The following is a 16,393-nucleotide window of genomic DNA, read 5'->3' as shown; positions in this document are numbered from 1 at the left end:
TCAGGCCGCCTTGCGCTCCATGAGCACGGCGACCTGGCGCAGCGCCTGCCGCACGTCGTCCCACGAGAACGGCTTGGCCATGATGAGGTCCACGCCGCCCGAAACCGCCATGTCCTCGCCCAGCTGGAAACCCCAGCCGGTGACGAGCACGACCGCGGTCGCGGAGCTGCGCTCCTTGGCCGCGGTCGCGAGGTCCCAGCCGTTCACCTCGGGCATGCCGAGGTCGGTGAACACCACGTCGTACTGACCGCCGCGGACGGCCTCGACGCCGGCGGCGCCGCCGAGCGCGCGCTCGACGTCCATGCCGATCGCGGTCAGCAGGTCGGCGAGCACCTCGAGCACGATCTCCTCGTCGTCCACGACCAGCACCCGCCGCTTCGGCAGCGGCGCGTCGTCGGCCGCGGGCAGGGACTCGTCGGGGGCGGTCCCGACCGGGAACGTCAGCGTGAACAGCGTGCCGACCGCCGGCTCGCTGTCCACCGTGATCGTGCCGCGATGGCGCGTAACGATGCCGTAGGCGACCGAAAGACCCAGCCCGGTGCCCTTGACGGCCTTGGTCGTGAAGAACGGATCGAAGATCTTGCCGAGGATCGTCGAGTCCATGCCGATGCCGGTGTCGCGGAGCTGCACGTTCACCACACCCTGGCCGTTGCTCGAGGTGATCCACAGCTCGCCGCCGTTGGGCATCGCGTCCACGGCGTTGAGCACCAGGTTGGTGAACACCTCGCGCAGTTCGGAGGCGTTGCCGACCGTGCTGCTGGTCGCACCCAGCTCGAGGTGCAGGTCGATCGAGACGCCCTTGCGCTTCGCGCCCGACTCCCACACCGGACGCGTCAGCTCGGTGACGCCGAGCAGCACCTGGTTGATGTCCACCGTCTGGAAGTGTTCGTCCTGGCGCACGCGCGTGAACTCCTGCACGCGGCGCACCGTCTGCGCGCCGTCGAGCGCCGCCTGCTCGATCACCAGCAACTGCCGGCGCAGTTCGTGCTCGGGCACCGTCTGCAACAGCAGCTGGGTGCGCCCGAGGATCGCCGCGAGGATGTTGTTGAAGTCGTGCGCCACCCCGCCGGCCATCTCGCCCAGCGCGTTGAGCTTCGCCGCCTGCACGAGCTGGGCCTGCGTGTCCCGCAGCTCGTCGTAGGCCGCCTTCATGCTCTCGTACATGCGGGCGTTCGCGATCGCGGCGCTGCACTGCCCGGCGAACAGCGTGGCCAGCTCGAGGTCCTCCTGCTGGAACGTGCGCGTGCCGAGGCGCGAGAGCGTGATGACGCCGACCACCTTGTCCTGGCTGACGAGCGGAACGCACAGCAGCGCGGCGGGCTCGGGCGGCGTGCCGGGCACGGACACCGAGCGCGGATCGGTCTCGGCATCGTCCACGATCTCGCCGCGCCCGGTGAGCGCGACCATGCCGGTGATGCCTTCGCCGAGCTTGAGGCGAATGGCCATCATTTCCTCCATCCAGGCCTTGGCGTCGCACACGACCGGGTAGAGCACCTGCTCCTTCTCGTCGAACAGGAACACGGTGCACTCGTCCGTCTGGATCACCTCGCGAACCTTCTTGGCGATGGTGGTCAGGATGACGTTGAGGTCGAGCGTGTTGACGACCGCATGGCTCACGGCGAGCAGCGCGGCGAACTTCTCGCTCTGCCGCTTCTCGCGGGCCAGCACCTCCTGCACGGGCGGATCGGGCAGCGCCGGCGAACGGACGATCGCGAGCAGCGCCTCGCCGATGGCGCGTTCGTCCACGCCGGCGTCGCACCAGCCGGCGATGCGAACGCCGAGCGGCTTCATGAACGCCCGCGGGTCGGGACCGAGGAACGCCTCGCGCAGTTCCGAGACGAGCGCCTGAGCCTCGTCGCGGGCGCGCGAGGGACCGAGCGTCCCGGCGAGCGGACGCTGCATCGCATCCACGAGCCGGTCCCGGTAACGCCTCAGGTATCGCGCGATGGGCCTGTGCAACGGGCTGCTCTCCGAATGGGTAGGAGGTGCGAGGGCCGAGTGAGTTTTCGGATTTGCCGGCGCGTGACTTGAGGAAGGACCTTCGCATTCCGCACCCTCGTTGCATCCTGCAAGGGCACCGGCCGGCGAAGGCGCGCGCCGGGCCCGGGACCGTCACCGCGTCCGGTTCGCGCCGGCGCGCACCGGGTGCTATGACTCGGCGCGAGGGTTTCGCGGGCCGGCCCGGTTCGGACCGGTTCGATACCGAAGGTCCATGGGAACACCCGCCATGAAGCCGATCCTGTTCATCACGCTCCCCTGGTTCGCGCTGCTCGCCGGCGCGACCCCGGCCACCGCTCCGGCACCCGCGGGCCCGCCGACGGCCGCAACGCTGGTCGAGTGCGAGCGCGCCTTCGCCCATGACGCGGCGGAAAAGAGCACCCGGGCGGCATTCCTCACATGGCTCGCGCCGACGGGCGTCGTCTTCCGGCCAGGACCCGTCAACGGCCGCAAGTCCTGGAACGCGGCGAAGCCCGACCGGGCGGTGCTGTCCTGGCGGCCGGCCTACGCGGCGATCAGCGGCGGAGGCGACCTCGGCTGGACGACGGGGCCGTGGGCCTGGCGGCCCGACCGGGGTCGTGAGGAAGCCGCGTGGGGCGAGTACCTCACCGTCTGGCGGCGCCAGGCCGACGGCCGTTTCCTCGCCGCGCTCGACATCGGGGTCTCGCATTCCCGGCACGCCGCCCCCGCGCACGAGCCGGTCTTCTTGCCGCCCGCGACCGCGCCGCGTTCGGGCCGCGGACCGCTCGACCGGCGCCGCTCGCTGTGGAAGGCCGACGCGGACTTCGGCGAAATCGCGAAGCAGGGCGGCGCCGCCGCCGCGCTCGCGAAACTGGGCGCCGATCTCGTGATCGTGATGCGCGAGGGCATGCCGCGCGTCGTCGGCATCGAGCCCGCCTGCGACAGCCTGCGCGTTCGCGAGAGCAGCGCGACGCTCATGTCGTTCGCGCAGTTCACCTCGAGGAGCGGCGACCTCGGCTACACGTACGGATCGTACGTCACCGGCGATCCGGCGGCGCCCGACTCGGGCTTCTACGTGCACGTGTGGCACCGCGGGCAGTCGAAGCCGTGGGAGCTCGCGGCCGAACTGGTGCAGCCTCTGCCCCGGACGAAGCAGAAGTAGTCGCCGCGCGCCCTGGGCCGGTCGCTGCGCTCGCCGCGCCGCACGCGACGGGCGATTTCTCCGTATCGCCGGGGCGCGGGCGTGTCGTACTGTGCCGCCCCATGCACCTGACCACCGGCACCAGACTCGGGCCCTACGAAATCCTTTCGCCGCTCGGGGCCGGCGGCATGGGCGAAGTCTATCGTGCGCGCGACACGCGCCTGGGACGCGACGTCGCCATCAAGGTCCTGCCGCAGCACCTGCGCGAGAACGCCGAGGTGCACGCGCGCTTCGAGCGCGAGGCGCGGACCATCTCGAGCCTCAACCACCCGCACATCTGCACCCTCCACGACGTCGGCCGGGCGCCCGGCGAGGGCGGGTCGGGCGACATCGAGTACATCGTCATGGAGCTGGTGGACGGCGAAACCCTCGCGCAACGCCTGGCGAGGGGCCCGGTGCCGGTCCCCGAGGCGCTCAAGCTGGGCATCCAGATCGCCGACGCGCTCGACCGCGCGCACCGCGCCGGCATCGTCCACCGCGACTTCAAGCCGGGCAACGTCATGCTCACGCGCTCGGGCGCCAAGCTTATGGATTTCGGGCTGGCGCGCGCCGCCGGCGTCGCGGGACCCGGCACGGGCAGCGGCAGCGGCATCCCGCACCTGACGCAATCGCCCACCGTGGCCTCGCCGCTCACCGCCGAGGGCGCGATCGTCGGCACCTTCCTTTACATGGCGCCCGAGCAACTCGAGGGCCGCGAGTCCGACGTGCGCAGCGACCTGTGGGCGCTGGGCTGCGTGCTCTACGAAATGGTCACCGGCCGCCGCGCGTTCGAGGGCCGCACCCAGGCCAGCCTGATCGGCGCGATCATGGGCACCGAGCCGCCGGCGATGAGCACGCTCGTGCCGCTGGCGCCGCCCGCTCTCGAGGCGCTCGTGCGCGGGCTGCTCGCCAAGGACCCCGAGGAGCGCATCCAGACCGCCCACGACGTGAAGCTGCAACTCACCTGGATCGCGCAGTCCGGTTCGCAGTCGGGAGTGGCCGCGCCGCTCGCGCCGCGCCGCCGCCTGCGGCGCGAACCGTTCGCCTGGGGCGCCGCGGTGCTCGCGGCGCTCGCGGCCGGATACTTCGCCCTGCGCGCGGGCACGGGCGGCGGCGGCGCGGACGCCGGAGTCATCCGCTTCACCGTTCCGGTGCCACCCTCGGTCAGCACCATGAGCATGCCGCGGCTCTCTCCCGACGGACGGGTGATCGCCTTCGCGGCCGAGGACTCCGCCGGGCGGAAGATGATCTGGGTGCGACCGCTCGACGCGCTCGCCGCGAACGTCGTGCCCGGCACCGAGGGCGCCGCGGCGCCGTTCTGGTCGCCCGACAGCCGCATGCTCGGGTTCATCGCCGGCGGCAAGCTCAAGAAGATCCCCTTCGCGGGCGGTCCCGCGACGGTGGTGTGCGACGCGCCGTCCGGCTCCGACGGCTCGTGGAGCAGGAACGACGTCATCCTGTTCGACGGCGGCGGATCCGACCCCATCTGGCGCGTCAGCGCCGCGGGCGGCGTGCCGACGGTGGCGATCCGCGGCGACAGCGTCGCCCAGGTCGGCTGGCCCGCGTTCCTGCCCGATGGCCGGCACTTCTTCTTCAGCCGCATCAGCGGCGGCACCGGGACGTCGGAGATCATGTTCGGCGCGCTCGGCGACACCGCGACCCGCCGGCTCGAGATCGCCGGCTCGCGCGTCGAGTACTCCCCCGACGGGTACCTGCTGTTCGCGCGCGACCGCACGCTGCTCGCTCAGCGCTTCGACGCCCGGGCCATGAAGCTTCAGGGCGAGCCCTTCCCGGTCGCCGAGGATCTGCCCGTCGCGGGCAATGCCCTCGCCAACTTCACGGTCTCCCGCAACGGCGTGCTCGTCTACCGCTCGACCGGCGAGACCAAGAATCGCCTGGTGTGGCTCGACCGGACGGGGCGCGAGCTCGCCGAGCTCGCGCCGGCCGCCGACTTCCGCGCACCGGCGCTGTCGCCGGGCGCCGACCGCGTGGCCATCCGGCTGCGCGAAGTCGGCAGCACCAACATGGATCTGCGCGTGATGGATCTCGTGCGGGGCACCAGCACGCGCTTCACGTTCGACCCCGCTCCGGATGGCAATCCCGTCTGGTCGCCGGACGGCTCCAGCATCGCGTGGACCGTGCAGGCCGGCGACTCCGACGCCGTGGCCGTGAAGTCCGCCACCGGCCTCGGAGAGACGAGGATCGTCGCCCGCCATTTCGGGGGGAGCGCCGTGCTCGACTGGTCCCGCGACGGCCAGTGGATCCTCTTCCAGGGCATCACGGCGGGCAGCGGCATGGACGTATTCGCCGTGCCGGCTTCGGGCGCCGCGCCGCCCCAGCGCGTCCTGGGAACGCCCTTCGGCGAGGGCCGGGCGCGCTTCTCGCCCGATGCGCGCTGGATCGTCTACGAGTCCGACGAATCCGGCCGCGCCGAGGTGTACGTCGTCCCGTTCCACGGCTCCGCGGGCAAGTGGCAGATCTCGACGCGCGGCGGCACCGATCCCTTCTGGAGCCACGACGGCCGCGAGATCTTCTACCTCTCGCCCGACCGGCGGTTGATGGCGGTGCCCGTCACCGTCGGCACGACGTTCTCACCCGGCACGCCGCAGCCGCTCTTCCGTGTCGTGGTCGAGAGCAGCGCGCGCCGGAACGTCTACGACGTCGCGCCCGACGGCAAGCGCTTCCTGTTCCTCGTCACCGCGGGCGAAGCCAGTACGCCGATGACGGTCGTCGTGAACTGGCGCGCGGCGCAGCGAACGCGGTAGAGCCCGTCTCGGCGGCGCCGCCCCGCACGGCGTGGCCGGATCGTGCACGCCGGACACGTCGCGAACGGCCCGCGCAGACCCCTCTGCGACCTCGAAGCCGGCTGCCGCGCATGCACGCGGCCGCAGCTCGCGAACTCGGCCGGCCGCGCACGGCTCTTGCAACCCGCGGGCACGACCCGCCCCCGCGCGAGGACCATGCTCGCCCGCGTGCGCACCGCGCTGCTGTGGGGACTCGAAGCCTTCGCGGCCGATTGCGAGGTGGACATGGGCCCGGGGCTGCCCGGGTTCGTGATGGTCGGCCTGCCCGATTCGTCCGCGCGCGAGGCGCGCGAGCGGGTGTGGCCGGCGCTGCGCAACACCGGACTCGCGCCGCCCGAGCGCCGCGTCACCGTGAACCTCGCCCCCGCCGGCCGCCGCAAGGAGGGCGCGTCGGCCGACCTCGCGCTCGCGCTCGGGATGCTGGTCGCGACCGGACAGGCGCCGTCCGAGCGGCTCGAGCGCGCGGCCGCGCTCGGCGAGCTTGCCCTGGACGGTCGTCTGCGAGGCACGCGCGGAACCCTTTCGCTTGCCGAAGCCGCCTGGCGTGCCGGCGCGCGCACGCTGGTCTGCGCCGCCGAAGCCGCCCCCGAGGCCGCGCTCGTCGAGGGGCTCGAAGTCCTCGCCGCCGCGACGCTGCTCGAAGCCTTCGAATGGCTGCGCGGAGAATCGCTGCCGCGAGCCGCGCCGGCGTCGCCCGACGCGCGCGCCGACGGCCGGGCGGACCTGGCCGATGTGCGCGGGCAGGCGATGGCGCGGCGCGCGCTCGAGATTGCCGCCGCAGGCGGACATCACTTGCTGCTCATTGGCCCGCCGGGCGCGGGCAAGTCCATGCTCGCGGTGCGGCTGCCCGGATTGCTCCCGCCCCTCGAACCCGAGGAAGCGTTGGTCGTGACGCGGCTCCACTCGGCCGCAGGGCTGCGCCTGCCCGGCAACGGCATGATGTGCGAGCGCCCGTTTCGCGCCCCTCATCATTCGACCACCCGCGCCGGTCTGATCGGCGGCGGATCGCCGCCGCGTCCGGGCGAGCTGTCGCTCGCGCACCAGGGAGTGCTCTTCCTCGACGAGTTCGCGGAGTACCCGCGCACGCTGCTCGACGCCCTGCGCGAGCCGCTCGAGACCGGCGCCGTGCACCTCACGCGCGCGAGCGGCCACGCGCACTTCCCGGCGCGGCCGCTGCTGGTGGCGGCGATGAACCCGTGGGCCAGCGTTGCCATTTACTCAACGCACATTGTCCGGCTGCAAACCACGCGTGTTCCCAAGGGGTTATCCGCACAAGCCGGAAACGCTCGGGCAGCGAATCCGCCAGCGCCGGATGGATCTCGGGCTGACGCAACACACCCTCGCCCAGCGGCTAGACGTCTGGGAGGTGACCGTCGCCGCCTGGGAGCGAGACGAGTCCCTCCCGCTCGCGCGACGTTGGCCGTCGATCGAAGCCGTCCTCGGGCGCGGCCTCGTGCCCGAACTGGACGGCCCGCCCGGGCAAGTTCGGGCGGCCCGGCTCCGGCTCGGGCTTACGCAGGGAGAGTTGGCACAGCGGGCCGGGGTCGACATTCGGACCGTGAGGAACGTCGAGCTGCGGAACCACCCGCCTAGTCGTCGAACACGCCGAAAACTCGATCGGGCGCTGGGCGAAGACCATGAGGGCCATTGACAACACCTTAGCCCTGTTGCAGAATCCTCTTGCATGGATCGCATGGCGGAGTAGTCTCCGCCCCGTTCATGGAGTGCTTGCTCCTTTGAGGCCGCATCGGAACGATCGTCGGAAGGTGTATGCGACGTACGTCCACCGTGCTCCGTTTCGTCGGGGCCAAGAGCGCTCACTAGCGACCGCTCCCACGGTTGCTGCCTGATGGCGGCGACCGTTCCCTTTTTCTTGGTGGTATAGGCGACCAGAACCTCCTCCTTGGCGCTAGGAACCCTAGGTTGAGAGAAAGGTCGTCTCCTGCGGCGGTCGGGTGCCGTGCCCGTCGGGCATGTGCATCCGGCCGCTGCTTTTTCTTGACGCGGTCACCCGGATCACCGATCCTGCACTTGGGTTCCTAGCCCAAGCAAAGGTGGCTCCGGGTCGTGCGGTTGCCACGAACACCACGGCGACCGCTGGGGATGGACGAGGGCAGCACGACTCGACCACCGAGGAGGTGCGCGATGCGCACGCTTCCGTTTCGTGCGGTCATCGTCTTGGTGGTCGCGCTCGTCGGTCTGGCCATCCCATTGGCTGGCTGCAGTGATTCACCGACTGCTCCCAAGGCTGATGTCGCGCAGGTGAGCGATTCCGCTCAGGGAGTGAGCAGGCCGCCCGCGTCGCCTGCCGCCACGTACAGCTACGTCGTTCGGCCCTACTACGTGGACGAGCACTGGCGCGATCCGAAGAACCCGAGCCAAGAGCACGTCGTCATGTGGTTCTGGAGCTCGTGCAGCATGAGCCGCCCGTACCCGACGGCTCGTTTCTACAACGGCCAGCAGTACGACTGGCTCAACAAGTGGATGATCTGGCCGAGCCGTGGCGGCGGGAACATCTCGAGCAACTGCCAGACCTACATGCTGTTCGCGGACGGCTGGTGGTGGTACACGCACAAGATCTTCATTAGCAAGGAGACTCTCGCGTCCCGCTTCCAACTCGCCTGGTAATCAGGACTGCACGCGGCCACAACGGCCACTCTCCAAGCGACGCGCTTTGCGAAGCGCGTCGCTTTGCTATATAATTACAGAATGCATATTAGCTCATCACTACGCCCCATCCTCCTTGCGATACTTGTCCTCCTCCTCGCAAGCCTGTTCCTTGAAATCACCCTGCCCGCACCGAGTTGGTCAAAGATCTGTGGGGGGCCAGGCTGCGACGGTGTTCATCAGGCTCTGATAGCCGCCGCGGATGCATCCTACTTCAGGCAACTTCGGGTGGGAGGCCAAGTCTCAGTCGGCGTGTTTGTGGTCTTGAGCGCGATTGCGCTACTTCAGCGATCCCGGCGCCAAGCGATCTGGAGCTGCTGCATGGCGGTCGGATTCGCGGTATTGCCGAGCGTTCAGCAGCGCATCTACGAATATGGGAGCCGAGATCCCGGAGCGGGCGTGTCCTTGGGCCTAGTACTCACAGTGGCTCTCATGTTCCTTGTCACGCGAGCGAAGAGCGCCCAAGTCCCACGCCGTACTGCGATAGCGGACACGACGGCTAACTAGTTTGCCCCAGCCCTGCTGGCAACCACCTCTTCGAGAGAACCTTCCGGCATCGTGACGCTCCGCGGAAGGGTGGGCGTCAGACGACGGTTACGACTGGCTCCACATTTCAAGGGGCCGGCGTCTCGTCAGCGACCTCTTCGCCGCCCCCGCCAGATCCCATCTCCATCTCCATCGGCACCCGCAGGAAGCGATCCTTGAACATCTTGATGGTGTCGGGCTGGATCGTCGCCTTCTTGTGACGTGCCATGTGTTCGGCCAGGGCGTCGTAGATGCAATGGCGGAGGAAGTTGAGAACGTTCCCCGGCCCTGAGAGCTGGGTCCAGTGCGGGTGTGACCGGTTGATTACCACCGCGACTTCGTTCAGCTGCGTCGCGTCGCACACGAAGTAAGGATCGTTCTCCGAGTGATCTCCGGTCAGATAGGCCTTCAGGACAATGCCGTCGATCTCGACACGAATCGTGGCCTCTCTAGATCGTTCCGCATCGATGATGGTCCTGAACGTACGCTCGATGGTGTCGGGGTCCGGCGCAGTTTCGAGTCGAATGGTGTCGATGATCTCAGGCGAGGCGAGCTCCTTCTGAAGCTCATCGAGGGCCGTCTTCGTCTCGAGTTCGGACGGCCCGCGCTGATCTCCGCCTCGGACACGATGCTTCCTAGCCACCTCGCGGTAGGCCCGGCACTCCTGCTCGAGCTTCTCCTCAACCAAGTCCTCCTCGTCGCCAAGCCACAGGATGTCGTCCTTTGTGTGGCTGACTTCGAACGCATCCAAGTGGACTTCGCCAACTAGCCGTTGATTGACCAGGTCGTTACTGCCGAGGATCTGGCCAAAGAGCGTCGACGGCCGCCACGCGTCGGGCCAGCCCTTGACGACACGCCCGCAGTGCAGAATGGAGAACCCAGCCATCGAACGACTTCCGGAGGCAAGGACCCCAACCCAGCCCCGAACGGGCTTGGTGTTGATCTCGAAGTTAAACTCCTTCTTGTAGATCTTGTCTTCCAGCGAGCGCAGGAGCTGGGCATCAAGTTCCTCCCACGTGAGCTCTTGGCCCTGCCAGAGCAGCCGCAACCTGCTGTGGCGAAAGTCCTCCCGATACATGGAACGGAGAAAGTTCTTGATCTTGCCGATGGTGCGACCCTGGAAGACTCGGTGGAGCTTCGTGATCTCGATGATCGTGTAGTGCTTCTCGGGAGCGAAGCCCGAGGCCACACGCTCTCGCAGGTCATCGTCGCCGCCGGCAACCCGGGGGACGTCCACCTCGATCGAGTACTCGCTTGTCTCGCCATACTTCTTCGTTCGCACCGTCCACAGGTCGCCCAGCCAGCAAGCCGCGGTCTTCATCCCAAGCCCGTATCGGCTCCGCCCAGTGGCAATCTCCGGTCGATTCCCGATCTTGAGGGCCGCCTGCAGCTCGCTGTAGCTCATGCCGATGGAGGTGTCCGCAATCCGAATCAGGCCGCCCTCCTGATCATACGTCAGTGAGACTTCGAGCTTGTCGCCCTCCTCCGCGTAGACCTTGTCGAGAGTGGCTCGATTGTTCAGGTACGCCTGGGTCGCGTTATCCACGAACTCGGCGAGCGCGTGCCACGCCGAGTAGGAGAGCCGCCGGTACGACGAGATGGCGTCGAGACCGATCTGAAGTTTCAAGGACATCACCTACCTCCATACGGTGCACGGTGCGGAGTCTCACGAAACAGTAGCACCCCCTCTTCGAGGCAGGCCATCTCGTACTGTCGGCCCGGATCGAGGGGGTTACGGTCGGTGCAAATGAGCCACAACGCGTCGCGTGCCGCAGCGCGCTTCCACGTCGTGACTCGCCCTTGCCAGAGGACTTGGATGGGTTCTGCATTCGCGAGCGGCACGCTCCCTGGCGAAGCGATGCGAAGCATGAAGGGCATAGTTGGCTCGAGCCAGCACCGCGAGACCTGCTCGCTTCCGGCCGATGGCAAGAACCCATCGACCCGGTACACGTACCGGTTCCGAGCCGAACGGTAGATCTCGAAGCTTGCCAGCTCGGCACCGAGCGGCTGCAAGTGCGGCGCCCAATCCGGGACCGGCCGGTTCACGACGACAAGGATCTTGGGCGCCAGCCCCCGGAGCATCTCCTGCACGCGTACACGTTCCAGCTCAGGAGCCTTGCCCATGATGTAGTCAGTGGCGTCGGCACCATAGACCGCGCTCCCGAGGGAAAGCACCTGAGGCGCGACGTGGCCCGGGAGCGAGTGATGGGCCATCTCGACCTCGACCACCCACCAGTTCTGGTAGCCCCGCTCAATCAGCGCGTAGTCAGCCCGGGCGGACCCGTACTCGGATTCAACGATGATCTTGAATGGGAGAGCACGGTACCCCGGGAACAGGGAAGCGGCCTGTCCCATTACGACGCCCTCGAAAGCACTTTCGTAGGTTGCGTCGGTGTCTACTGGGTCGTACCACTCATCGTTGATCAGGATCCTGTTCACGCGCGGCCACACCTCCCTTGACCCAATGCACCTGAGCGACTTCGCCGAGTCGTTCGGACTCCTTGAGCAACTGTTGATGCTCGGGGCGAGTTGAGTACAGAGTGTAGACGGTTGCACACGTCTTACCGGGCGCCGGTCGGAGCACGCGCCCAAGCCGTTGGATCCTCTGCCGTGTGCTTCGCGTTGATGCCGCAATGATTGCTACTCTCGTCTCAGGCACATTGATGCCTTCGTCGAGCGCGCGGCAGGTTACGAGGCAATCAAAGAGGCCTTTGCGATACAATCGCAGGTTCTCCCGTCGGATCGTCTCGCCGATGCGCGTGTGGTAGATAGTCGCATTGACGTGACGCGCGCGGAGAAGCGAAGCGATGGCGTTCGCGCTGGCGATCCGCTCGTGGAAGATGATCGCGCGCTGGCGCTTGTCCTGGTCGATGATCTTCGCGGCCATCGGGATGCGCAGGCGTGTATTCGCGATGAAGGCTGAGCGTCGCTGGAGGAGGCGCTTCAGCTGATCCGGATCGGCACGCCCTGACTTGACCATCTGGAATAACCGAGCCACGCGTCCGGTGAGTGTGCTGTACTCCTCAGCCTCGTGATCGAGGAGCGGGACCTTCACGTTGACTAGCCGAAATGGGGCGACGATACCCTCAGTCCGTGCCCGCTCGTAGCCGTACTCGTAGACAATCGGCCCGAGCGCAGGGACCAGGTGCTCTTTGAATCCCTCATCGTAGTCCCGGGTCGGTGTCGCCGATAGGCCAAGTGTGGCGACGTAGCTTCCGCGAAGTGCGCTCGCGTTGATCGGGCTGCCCGCCCGGTGGCATTCGTCGACGATGAGGCACGCTTCGACTCCCTTCGCGAGTTCCGGGCCGACAGTTCGTGCAGTGTTGAGGACGACGAGGTTGATTCGCGCTGGCTCCGCCGCCTTGCCAACGCCTGAATAGGTGGCGATCTCCACCTGCGGGACTGAAAGCTCCTCGGTGAGGCTGATGTACCACTGGTCGAGCAGGGCGATGGTCGGTACAACAACGATGAACCGAGTGGACGGCCAACGTTCGCGAACCCGGAGCATGCAGATTTCGGCAAAGACCGTCTTGCCCGCACCTGTAACCACGCTGGCGATTCCGCGATAGTCCTTGGCCCAGAGTTCCAAGGCCTCGTTCTGCCAGCCGCGTGGCGATGGGGCGAGGTGCCAAGGAGCGGACATCGAGGAATCCCCCCTACCTCGCCGGCTCCAGCATCCGCAGTGCGGCGAACCTCGCGCGAGACGCCTCGATGTACTCTGGTACCGGCTCGATCGCAGCCCATTTGCGCTTGAGCTTCTGCGCCACGGCACCGGTCGTATTGCTGCCGCCGAATGGGTCGAGGACAATGTCCCCAGGCTTCGTGAGAAACTTGACGAAGAACTCGGGGAGCCCAGCGGGCATCCGAGCTGGGTGCCCCTTGAGACCATGTTTCCGGCAGTAGACTTGGAACGGATCGTTGGCCTTCGTGTTTGCCATCGTAAGGACGTTGGCCGGGATTGCCCCATTGTTGTCCTTCAAGAACGATTCGTCGCCGATGCTGTGCTCGGAAGGGCGAATGCCAGCGTTGTATTTCTTCGTCTTCAGGAGCTTCAGCATCGAGGGGCTGTACTCCGTCAGCACTTGACGGTTGTCGGCGGCCGGATTCGCCGTCGGGGACATCCACCAGACATGGGTGTAAGTGTCCTTGACCCGGATCCGCTCAACCGTCACCCACTGTGCCGGCCCAGGGAGACGAGCCGGATTGTGGCAGATGAACTGCTGGCAGAGCTGGAGCTTGCCCTCCTCCTGGAACGCGATCAGCGCCTTCAGCGCAAGGGTGGACATGGTGGGAGCGCCGTGTTCCCAGGCGTTGCCCAGTTCCATCACGATGGACCCGTCCGCCGTGAGCAGTTCCCTGAATCGAGGCGCGAAGTCGGCCAGCCACTTCACGTACTCTTGGCCCTGAAGGTTGCCGTACTTCTTCTTGCGGTTCAGAGGGAACGGTGGTGAGGTGAAGATCAGCTGAACCTTGCCGGCGTAGCGCCGCTGAAACCACGGGTCGCCCAAGACGTTCTCGGCCGTGCCGTAGTAGGCCGTGCCGTAGGTGGTCTCGTAGGCGATCCGGACCTTGCGGCGTCTGATCTGTCCGGGCCGGGCAGGCGGAAGAGCGGTAGTCGTCAACTCGTGGAGCCTCTTGCCGGAGCGGCGGTTAGGGCGGCGAACGGTGCCAGTCGTGGGCACTCTAGCCGAACGTCAGCAGTCAAAGCAATGACAGCCCTCTCCAGCCGCAATCACGTGGTCCTGTGAGGGCAGTCAGGGGGCCGGATGTCTGTGATTGACTCGCTTCTTGGCGTCGTCGCGCACAAGGACTCGCTCCTGGCCACCTCGTTGCGGGTTGATACCCTCGTAGTTCACGACACGGCTTGGGTGGCTCTCGCCGAACACCAGGCTCCATACGGCGGGATCACCGCGGCACATGTCGTGGGATGGTTCGTGACCATCGGTGGATTCGTCGTCACCGGGTACTTTGCCGTCAGGGGATGGCGCAAGGCGGCTGAGACGGCTCGAAAGGGCTGGGAAGCGGCATCCCAGACGGCCGTCGATGCCCACGAGCGCAAGAGGGCGGCTGACGACTCCGCGTCGCGCGAGGTCTTCGTCGACATGCTGGCCGAGAGCCTATGGTTCTACCGTGCGCAGCTGCCGACCCTGATCAACTTCGTGGAGAACGACGCGGTGATCCCCGCCAACTTCTTCGAGCACTTGGACAGAGCTCGTGAGTGCTACGACCAGAATCGCGAACGGCTCGTCCTGATCACCGACGCCTCGATACGGCGGTTGGTCGCCCGCTGGTTCATCCGAGAGCGGTTCTGGCGCACCACGCTCGAGCTCCACTACGGCGAACACCCCGAACGCAAACCGCCCGCAGCAGAGGACAAGGCCGCTCTGGAAGCAGTCCTGGCCAATGCCCTTCAGGATGCGCAGACGCTGTGGAAGGCTTTCAAGTTCGACGACACCTACGCCGTCTGATCTCTCAACGGCCGAGGGCGCGGATGTCGCGACGCACGATTCTCGAGAGGACACGATGCCGAAGTCGAAAGCGCAGATCGAAGCGTGGGCACTTGCGGTCATCGACGACTCACGCGCCGGCCGACGCGTCGAGGACGACCGGGTCGAGTTGAAGGAGTCGTTCGTGGAGCCGGCAAAGGCCGCTCGTCGCATTGCGGGGCTGGCGAACGCCGCTCGGACAGAGCCATTCCTCGTCCTCATCGGCATCAAGGAGTGCGTGGGGCCGGTCGCGCTGCCGAAGGATCCGGAGTTCTCGCGTTGGTGGACACAGGTGGCGAGCTTCCTTGATCCCTCCCCGCCACGCCTGGAGCACCTGATCGTAGAGGGCGTGCACGTTCTCTACTTCGAGCCCGATCGCCCGCCATACGTCGTCAAGCACCGGCAGGATCCGACGGACAGCTCGGGGTTGTGGGAGGTGCCGTGGCGAGAGGGCACGGCTACCCGCTCGGCGCGTCACACCGACCTCATCCGGTTGCTTGTTCCGCGAGCGCGCGTGCCCGAACTCCAAGTGTTGCGAGCCAAAGCTGCAACCGGCCTCACCGACAAACACGAACCATCGCTGAGCGTCGACGTCACGCTGTACGTCGTCCCCCAGACCCCCGAGCGCCTCGTGCTGCCGCTCCACCAGTGCTCGATGGAAGCACGCTGGGGCGAACCTCGTGGGTTTGTGGACCTCCGCGGCGGATTGATGCCACTGGGTGAGCGGAAGTCCAAGACGATCCACTATGGCGCCGACGAGGTGGTGGTCGATGGCCCCGGCCGGATCCGGATGTCGGGGTTCACCGTGGTGCCGGTCGAGGAGATCGCCGCCGCGAAGGCGATCGACTTGCGGATGCACCTCGACCCGCTGCCCGAGTCCGATCACGTCACGGTGGAGACCTCCATTGAGTCCACTGGCACGAACGCCGAGGGCCGGCACTTTTGGGGTGCCGACCCGCCGAAGGAGCGACCAAAATCGGTGACGACGTATCGCAGTGGTTGGATGGATCAAGTGACCGGCGGAAGGCCGTGGTCGGCGACGAAATGGCGATAGGTTCGCCACTGGGGCAACTACACAGACCGGCGACGGTCAGCGCGCTAAAGGCGAACTGCTTGCAAGAATCTGTATTTGTGATATAGTATGCGCGCTCTACGTTCGAGCCTTCCAGGCCGATGCACCTCTCGCCTCGCGGTGAACCCCGCCCGCTGATGGCAGCGGATCTGCGCTCGCGTGAGCGAACCGATTGTTCCTGCGCGCTGATATGCGGGCCGGCCGAACTACATTCACTTACACACAACTCCCCTTATGTACTACAGACCAACGAAACCCGCAGATGTCGCGGCCATCATCAAGCAACTCGCCAAGCTGCCGCGTCTCGGCGCACCCCTTCGTCGAAGCCCGAGCCAACGCGCTATCCTTCGGCACTACGGCATCGGCTTGATTCGGAAGCTCGACTTGCCGCGCAGTGACATCGAACGTTCCCTCCGAGGGTACTTGCGTCAGCTGATCGAAGGTTAGCTCGCTTCCTCGAAGAGGGTGTCAGGCGACAGCCCTGTCGCGGCTTGGGAGGGCGCTCCACTCGAAGGCCGGCATGTAGAAGTCGGGATTCTCGAGGATCCAAGTTCGAACGTCTCGGAGAGTGGCGCACCAGTCAGAATCTGACCCCGTCGCCTTGATGAGCGTGAACGGTTTCTTCGCGTCGTAGAGCGCCTTCCGCGCGGTGACGCGGTAGTTCGACCCGATCGTTTCCAGAACCTGGCGCTGCTGAACC

Annotated in this window: 11 protein-coding genes; 6 read left to right on the top strand and 5 right to left on the bottom strand. The window is 66.9% G+C overall.

The window, feature by feature from the left end; all coding sequences use genetic code 11:
• Positions 1-1,959: a GAF domain-containing protein gene (locus IT347_08890; GenBank protein MCC6349690.1), complete on the bottom strand. Its 1,959-nt coding sequence runs from the start codon at positions 1,957-1,959 to the stop codon at positions 1-3.
• A 268-nt stretch (positions 1,960-2,227) separates the two neighbouring features.
• On the opposite strand from IT347_08890, the gene IT347_08885 reads away from it, so the two are divergent.
• The 4 genes from IT347_08885 to IT347_08870 all read left to right on the top strand — a co-directional run bounded on the left by IT347_08885 (position 2,228) and on the right by IT347_08870 (position 8,571).
• A complete protein-coding gene (locus IT347_08885) occupies positions 2,228-3,121 on the top strand; it encodes a hypothetical protein (GenBank protein MCC6349689.1) in 894 nt (297 codons plus the stop codon).
• 101 nt (positions 3,122-3,222) lie between these two features.
• Positions 3,223-5,904 carry a serine/threonine-protein kinase gene (locus IT347_08880; GenBank protein MCC6349688.1) on the top strand — a complete coding sequence of 894 codons (2,682 nt, stop codon included), beginning with the start codon at positions 3,223-3,225 and terminating at the stop codon, positions 5,902-5,904.
• 195 nt (positions 5,905-6,099) lie between these two features.
• Positions 6,100-7,536, top strand: a complete 1,437-nt coding sequence (locus IT347_08875) for an ATP-binding protein (protein ID MCC6349687.1) — start codon at positions 6,100-6,102, stop codon at positions 7,534-7,536.
• Between the two features lie 552 nt (positions 7,537-8,088).
• Positions 8,089-8,571, top strand: a complete 483-nt coding sequence (locus IT347_08870) for a hypothetical protein (GenBank protein ID MCC6349686.1) — start codon at positions 8,089-8,091, stop codon at positions 8,569-8,571.
• A 652-nt stretch (positions 8,572-9,223) separates the two neighbouring features.
• Here the strand turns inward: IT347_08870 and IT347_08865 are convergent.
• From IT347_08865 to IT347_08850, 4 genes are all read right to left on the bottom strand, one after another.
• A complete protein-coding gene (locus IT347_08865) occupies positions 9,224-10,762 on the bottom strand; it encodes an ATP-binding protein (protein ID MCC6349685.1) in 1,539 nt (512 codons plus the stop codon).
• Between the two features lie 5 nt (positions 10,763-10,767).
• A complete protein-coding gene (locus IT347_08860; protein MCC6349684.1) occupies positions 10,768-11,574 on the bottom strand; it encodes a hypothetical protein in 807 nt (268 codons plus the stop codon).
• Positions 11,549-12,724 carry a DEAD/DEAH box helicase gene (locus tag IT347_08855; GenBank protein MCC6349683.1) on the bottom strand — a complete coding sequence of 392 codons (1,176 nt, stop codon included), beginning with the start codon at positions 12,722-12,724 and terminating at the stop codon, positions 11,549-11,551. The genes IT347_08860 and IT347_08855 overlap by 26 nt, the downstream gene beginning before the upstream one ends.
• A 67-nt stretch (positions 12,725-12,791) precedes the next feature.
• Positions 12,792-13,718, bottom strand: a complete 927-nt coding sequence (locus IT347_08850; GenBank protein MCC6349682.1) for a site-specific DNA-methyltransferase — start codon at positions 13,716-13,718, stop codon at positions 12,792-12,794.
• 183 nt (positions 13,719-13,901) lie between these two features.
• Between IT347_08850 and IT347_08845 the strand changes: the two genes are divergently transcribed.
• On the top strand, positions 13,902-14,603 hold the full coding sequence (locus IT347_08845) for a hypothetical protein (GenBank protein MCC6349681.1): 702 nt from the start codon (positions 13,902-13,904) through the stop codon (positions 14,601-14,603).
• Between the two features lie 55 nt (positions 14,604-14,658).
• Positions 14,659-15,675 carry a hypothetical protein gene (locus tag IT347_08840; GenBank protein MCC6349680.1) on the top strand — a complete coding sequence of 339 codons (1,017 nt, stop codon included), beginning with the start codon at positions 14,659-14,661 and terminating at the stop codon, positions 15,673-15,675.
• Positions 15,676-16,393: the final 718 nt, after the last annotated feature.

This window comes from Candidatus Eisenbacteria bacterium, assembly GCA_020847735.1.
Classification (GTDB): Bacteria; Eisenbacteria; RBG-16-71-46; order RBG-16-71-46; family RBG-16-71-46; genus CAIXRL01.
The sequence above is the reverse complement of the archived record's forward strand: the minus strand, read 5'-3'. Positions and strand labels throughout refer to the sequence as shown.

Excerpts from the sequence above, each read along its gene's own strand:
- IT347_08870 (MCC6349686.1), top strand. The coding sequence starts at position 8,089 with ATGCGCACGCTTCCGTTTCGTGCGGTCATCGTCTTGGTGGTCGCGCTC.
- IT347_08875 (MCC6349687.1), top strand. The coding sequence starts at position 6,100 with ATGCTCGCCCGCGTGCGCACCGCGCTGCTGTGGGGACTCGAAGCCTTC.
- IT347_08840 (MCC6349680.1), top strand. The coding sequence starts at position 14,659 with ATGCCGAAGTCGAAAGCGCAGATCGAAGCGTGGGCACTTGCGGTCATC.
- IT347_08885 (MCC6349689.1), top strand. The coding sequence starts at position 2,228 with ATGAAGCCGATCCTGTTCATCACGCTCCCCTGGTTCGCGCTGCTCGCC.
- IT347_08880 (MCC6349688.1), top strand. The coding sequence starts at position 3,223 with ATGCACCTGACCACCGGCACCAGACTCGGGCCCTACGAAATCCTTTCG.
- IT347_08845 (MCC6349681.1), top strand. The coding sequence starts at position 13,902 with ATGTCTGTGATTGACTCGCTTCTTGGCGTCGTCGCGCACAAGGACTCG.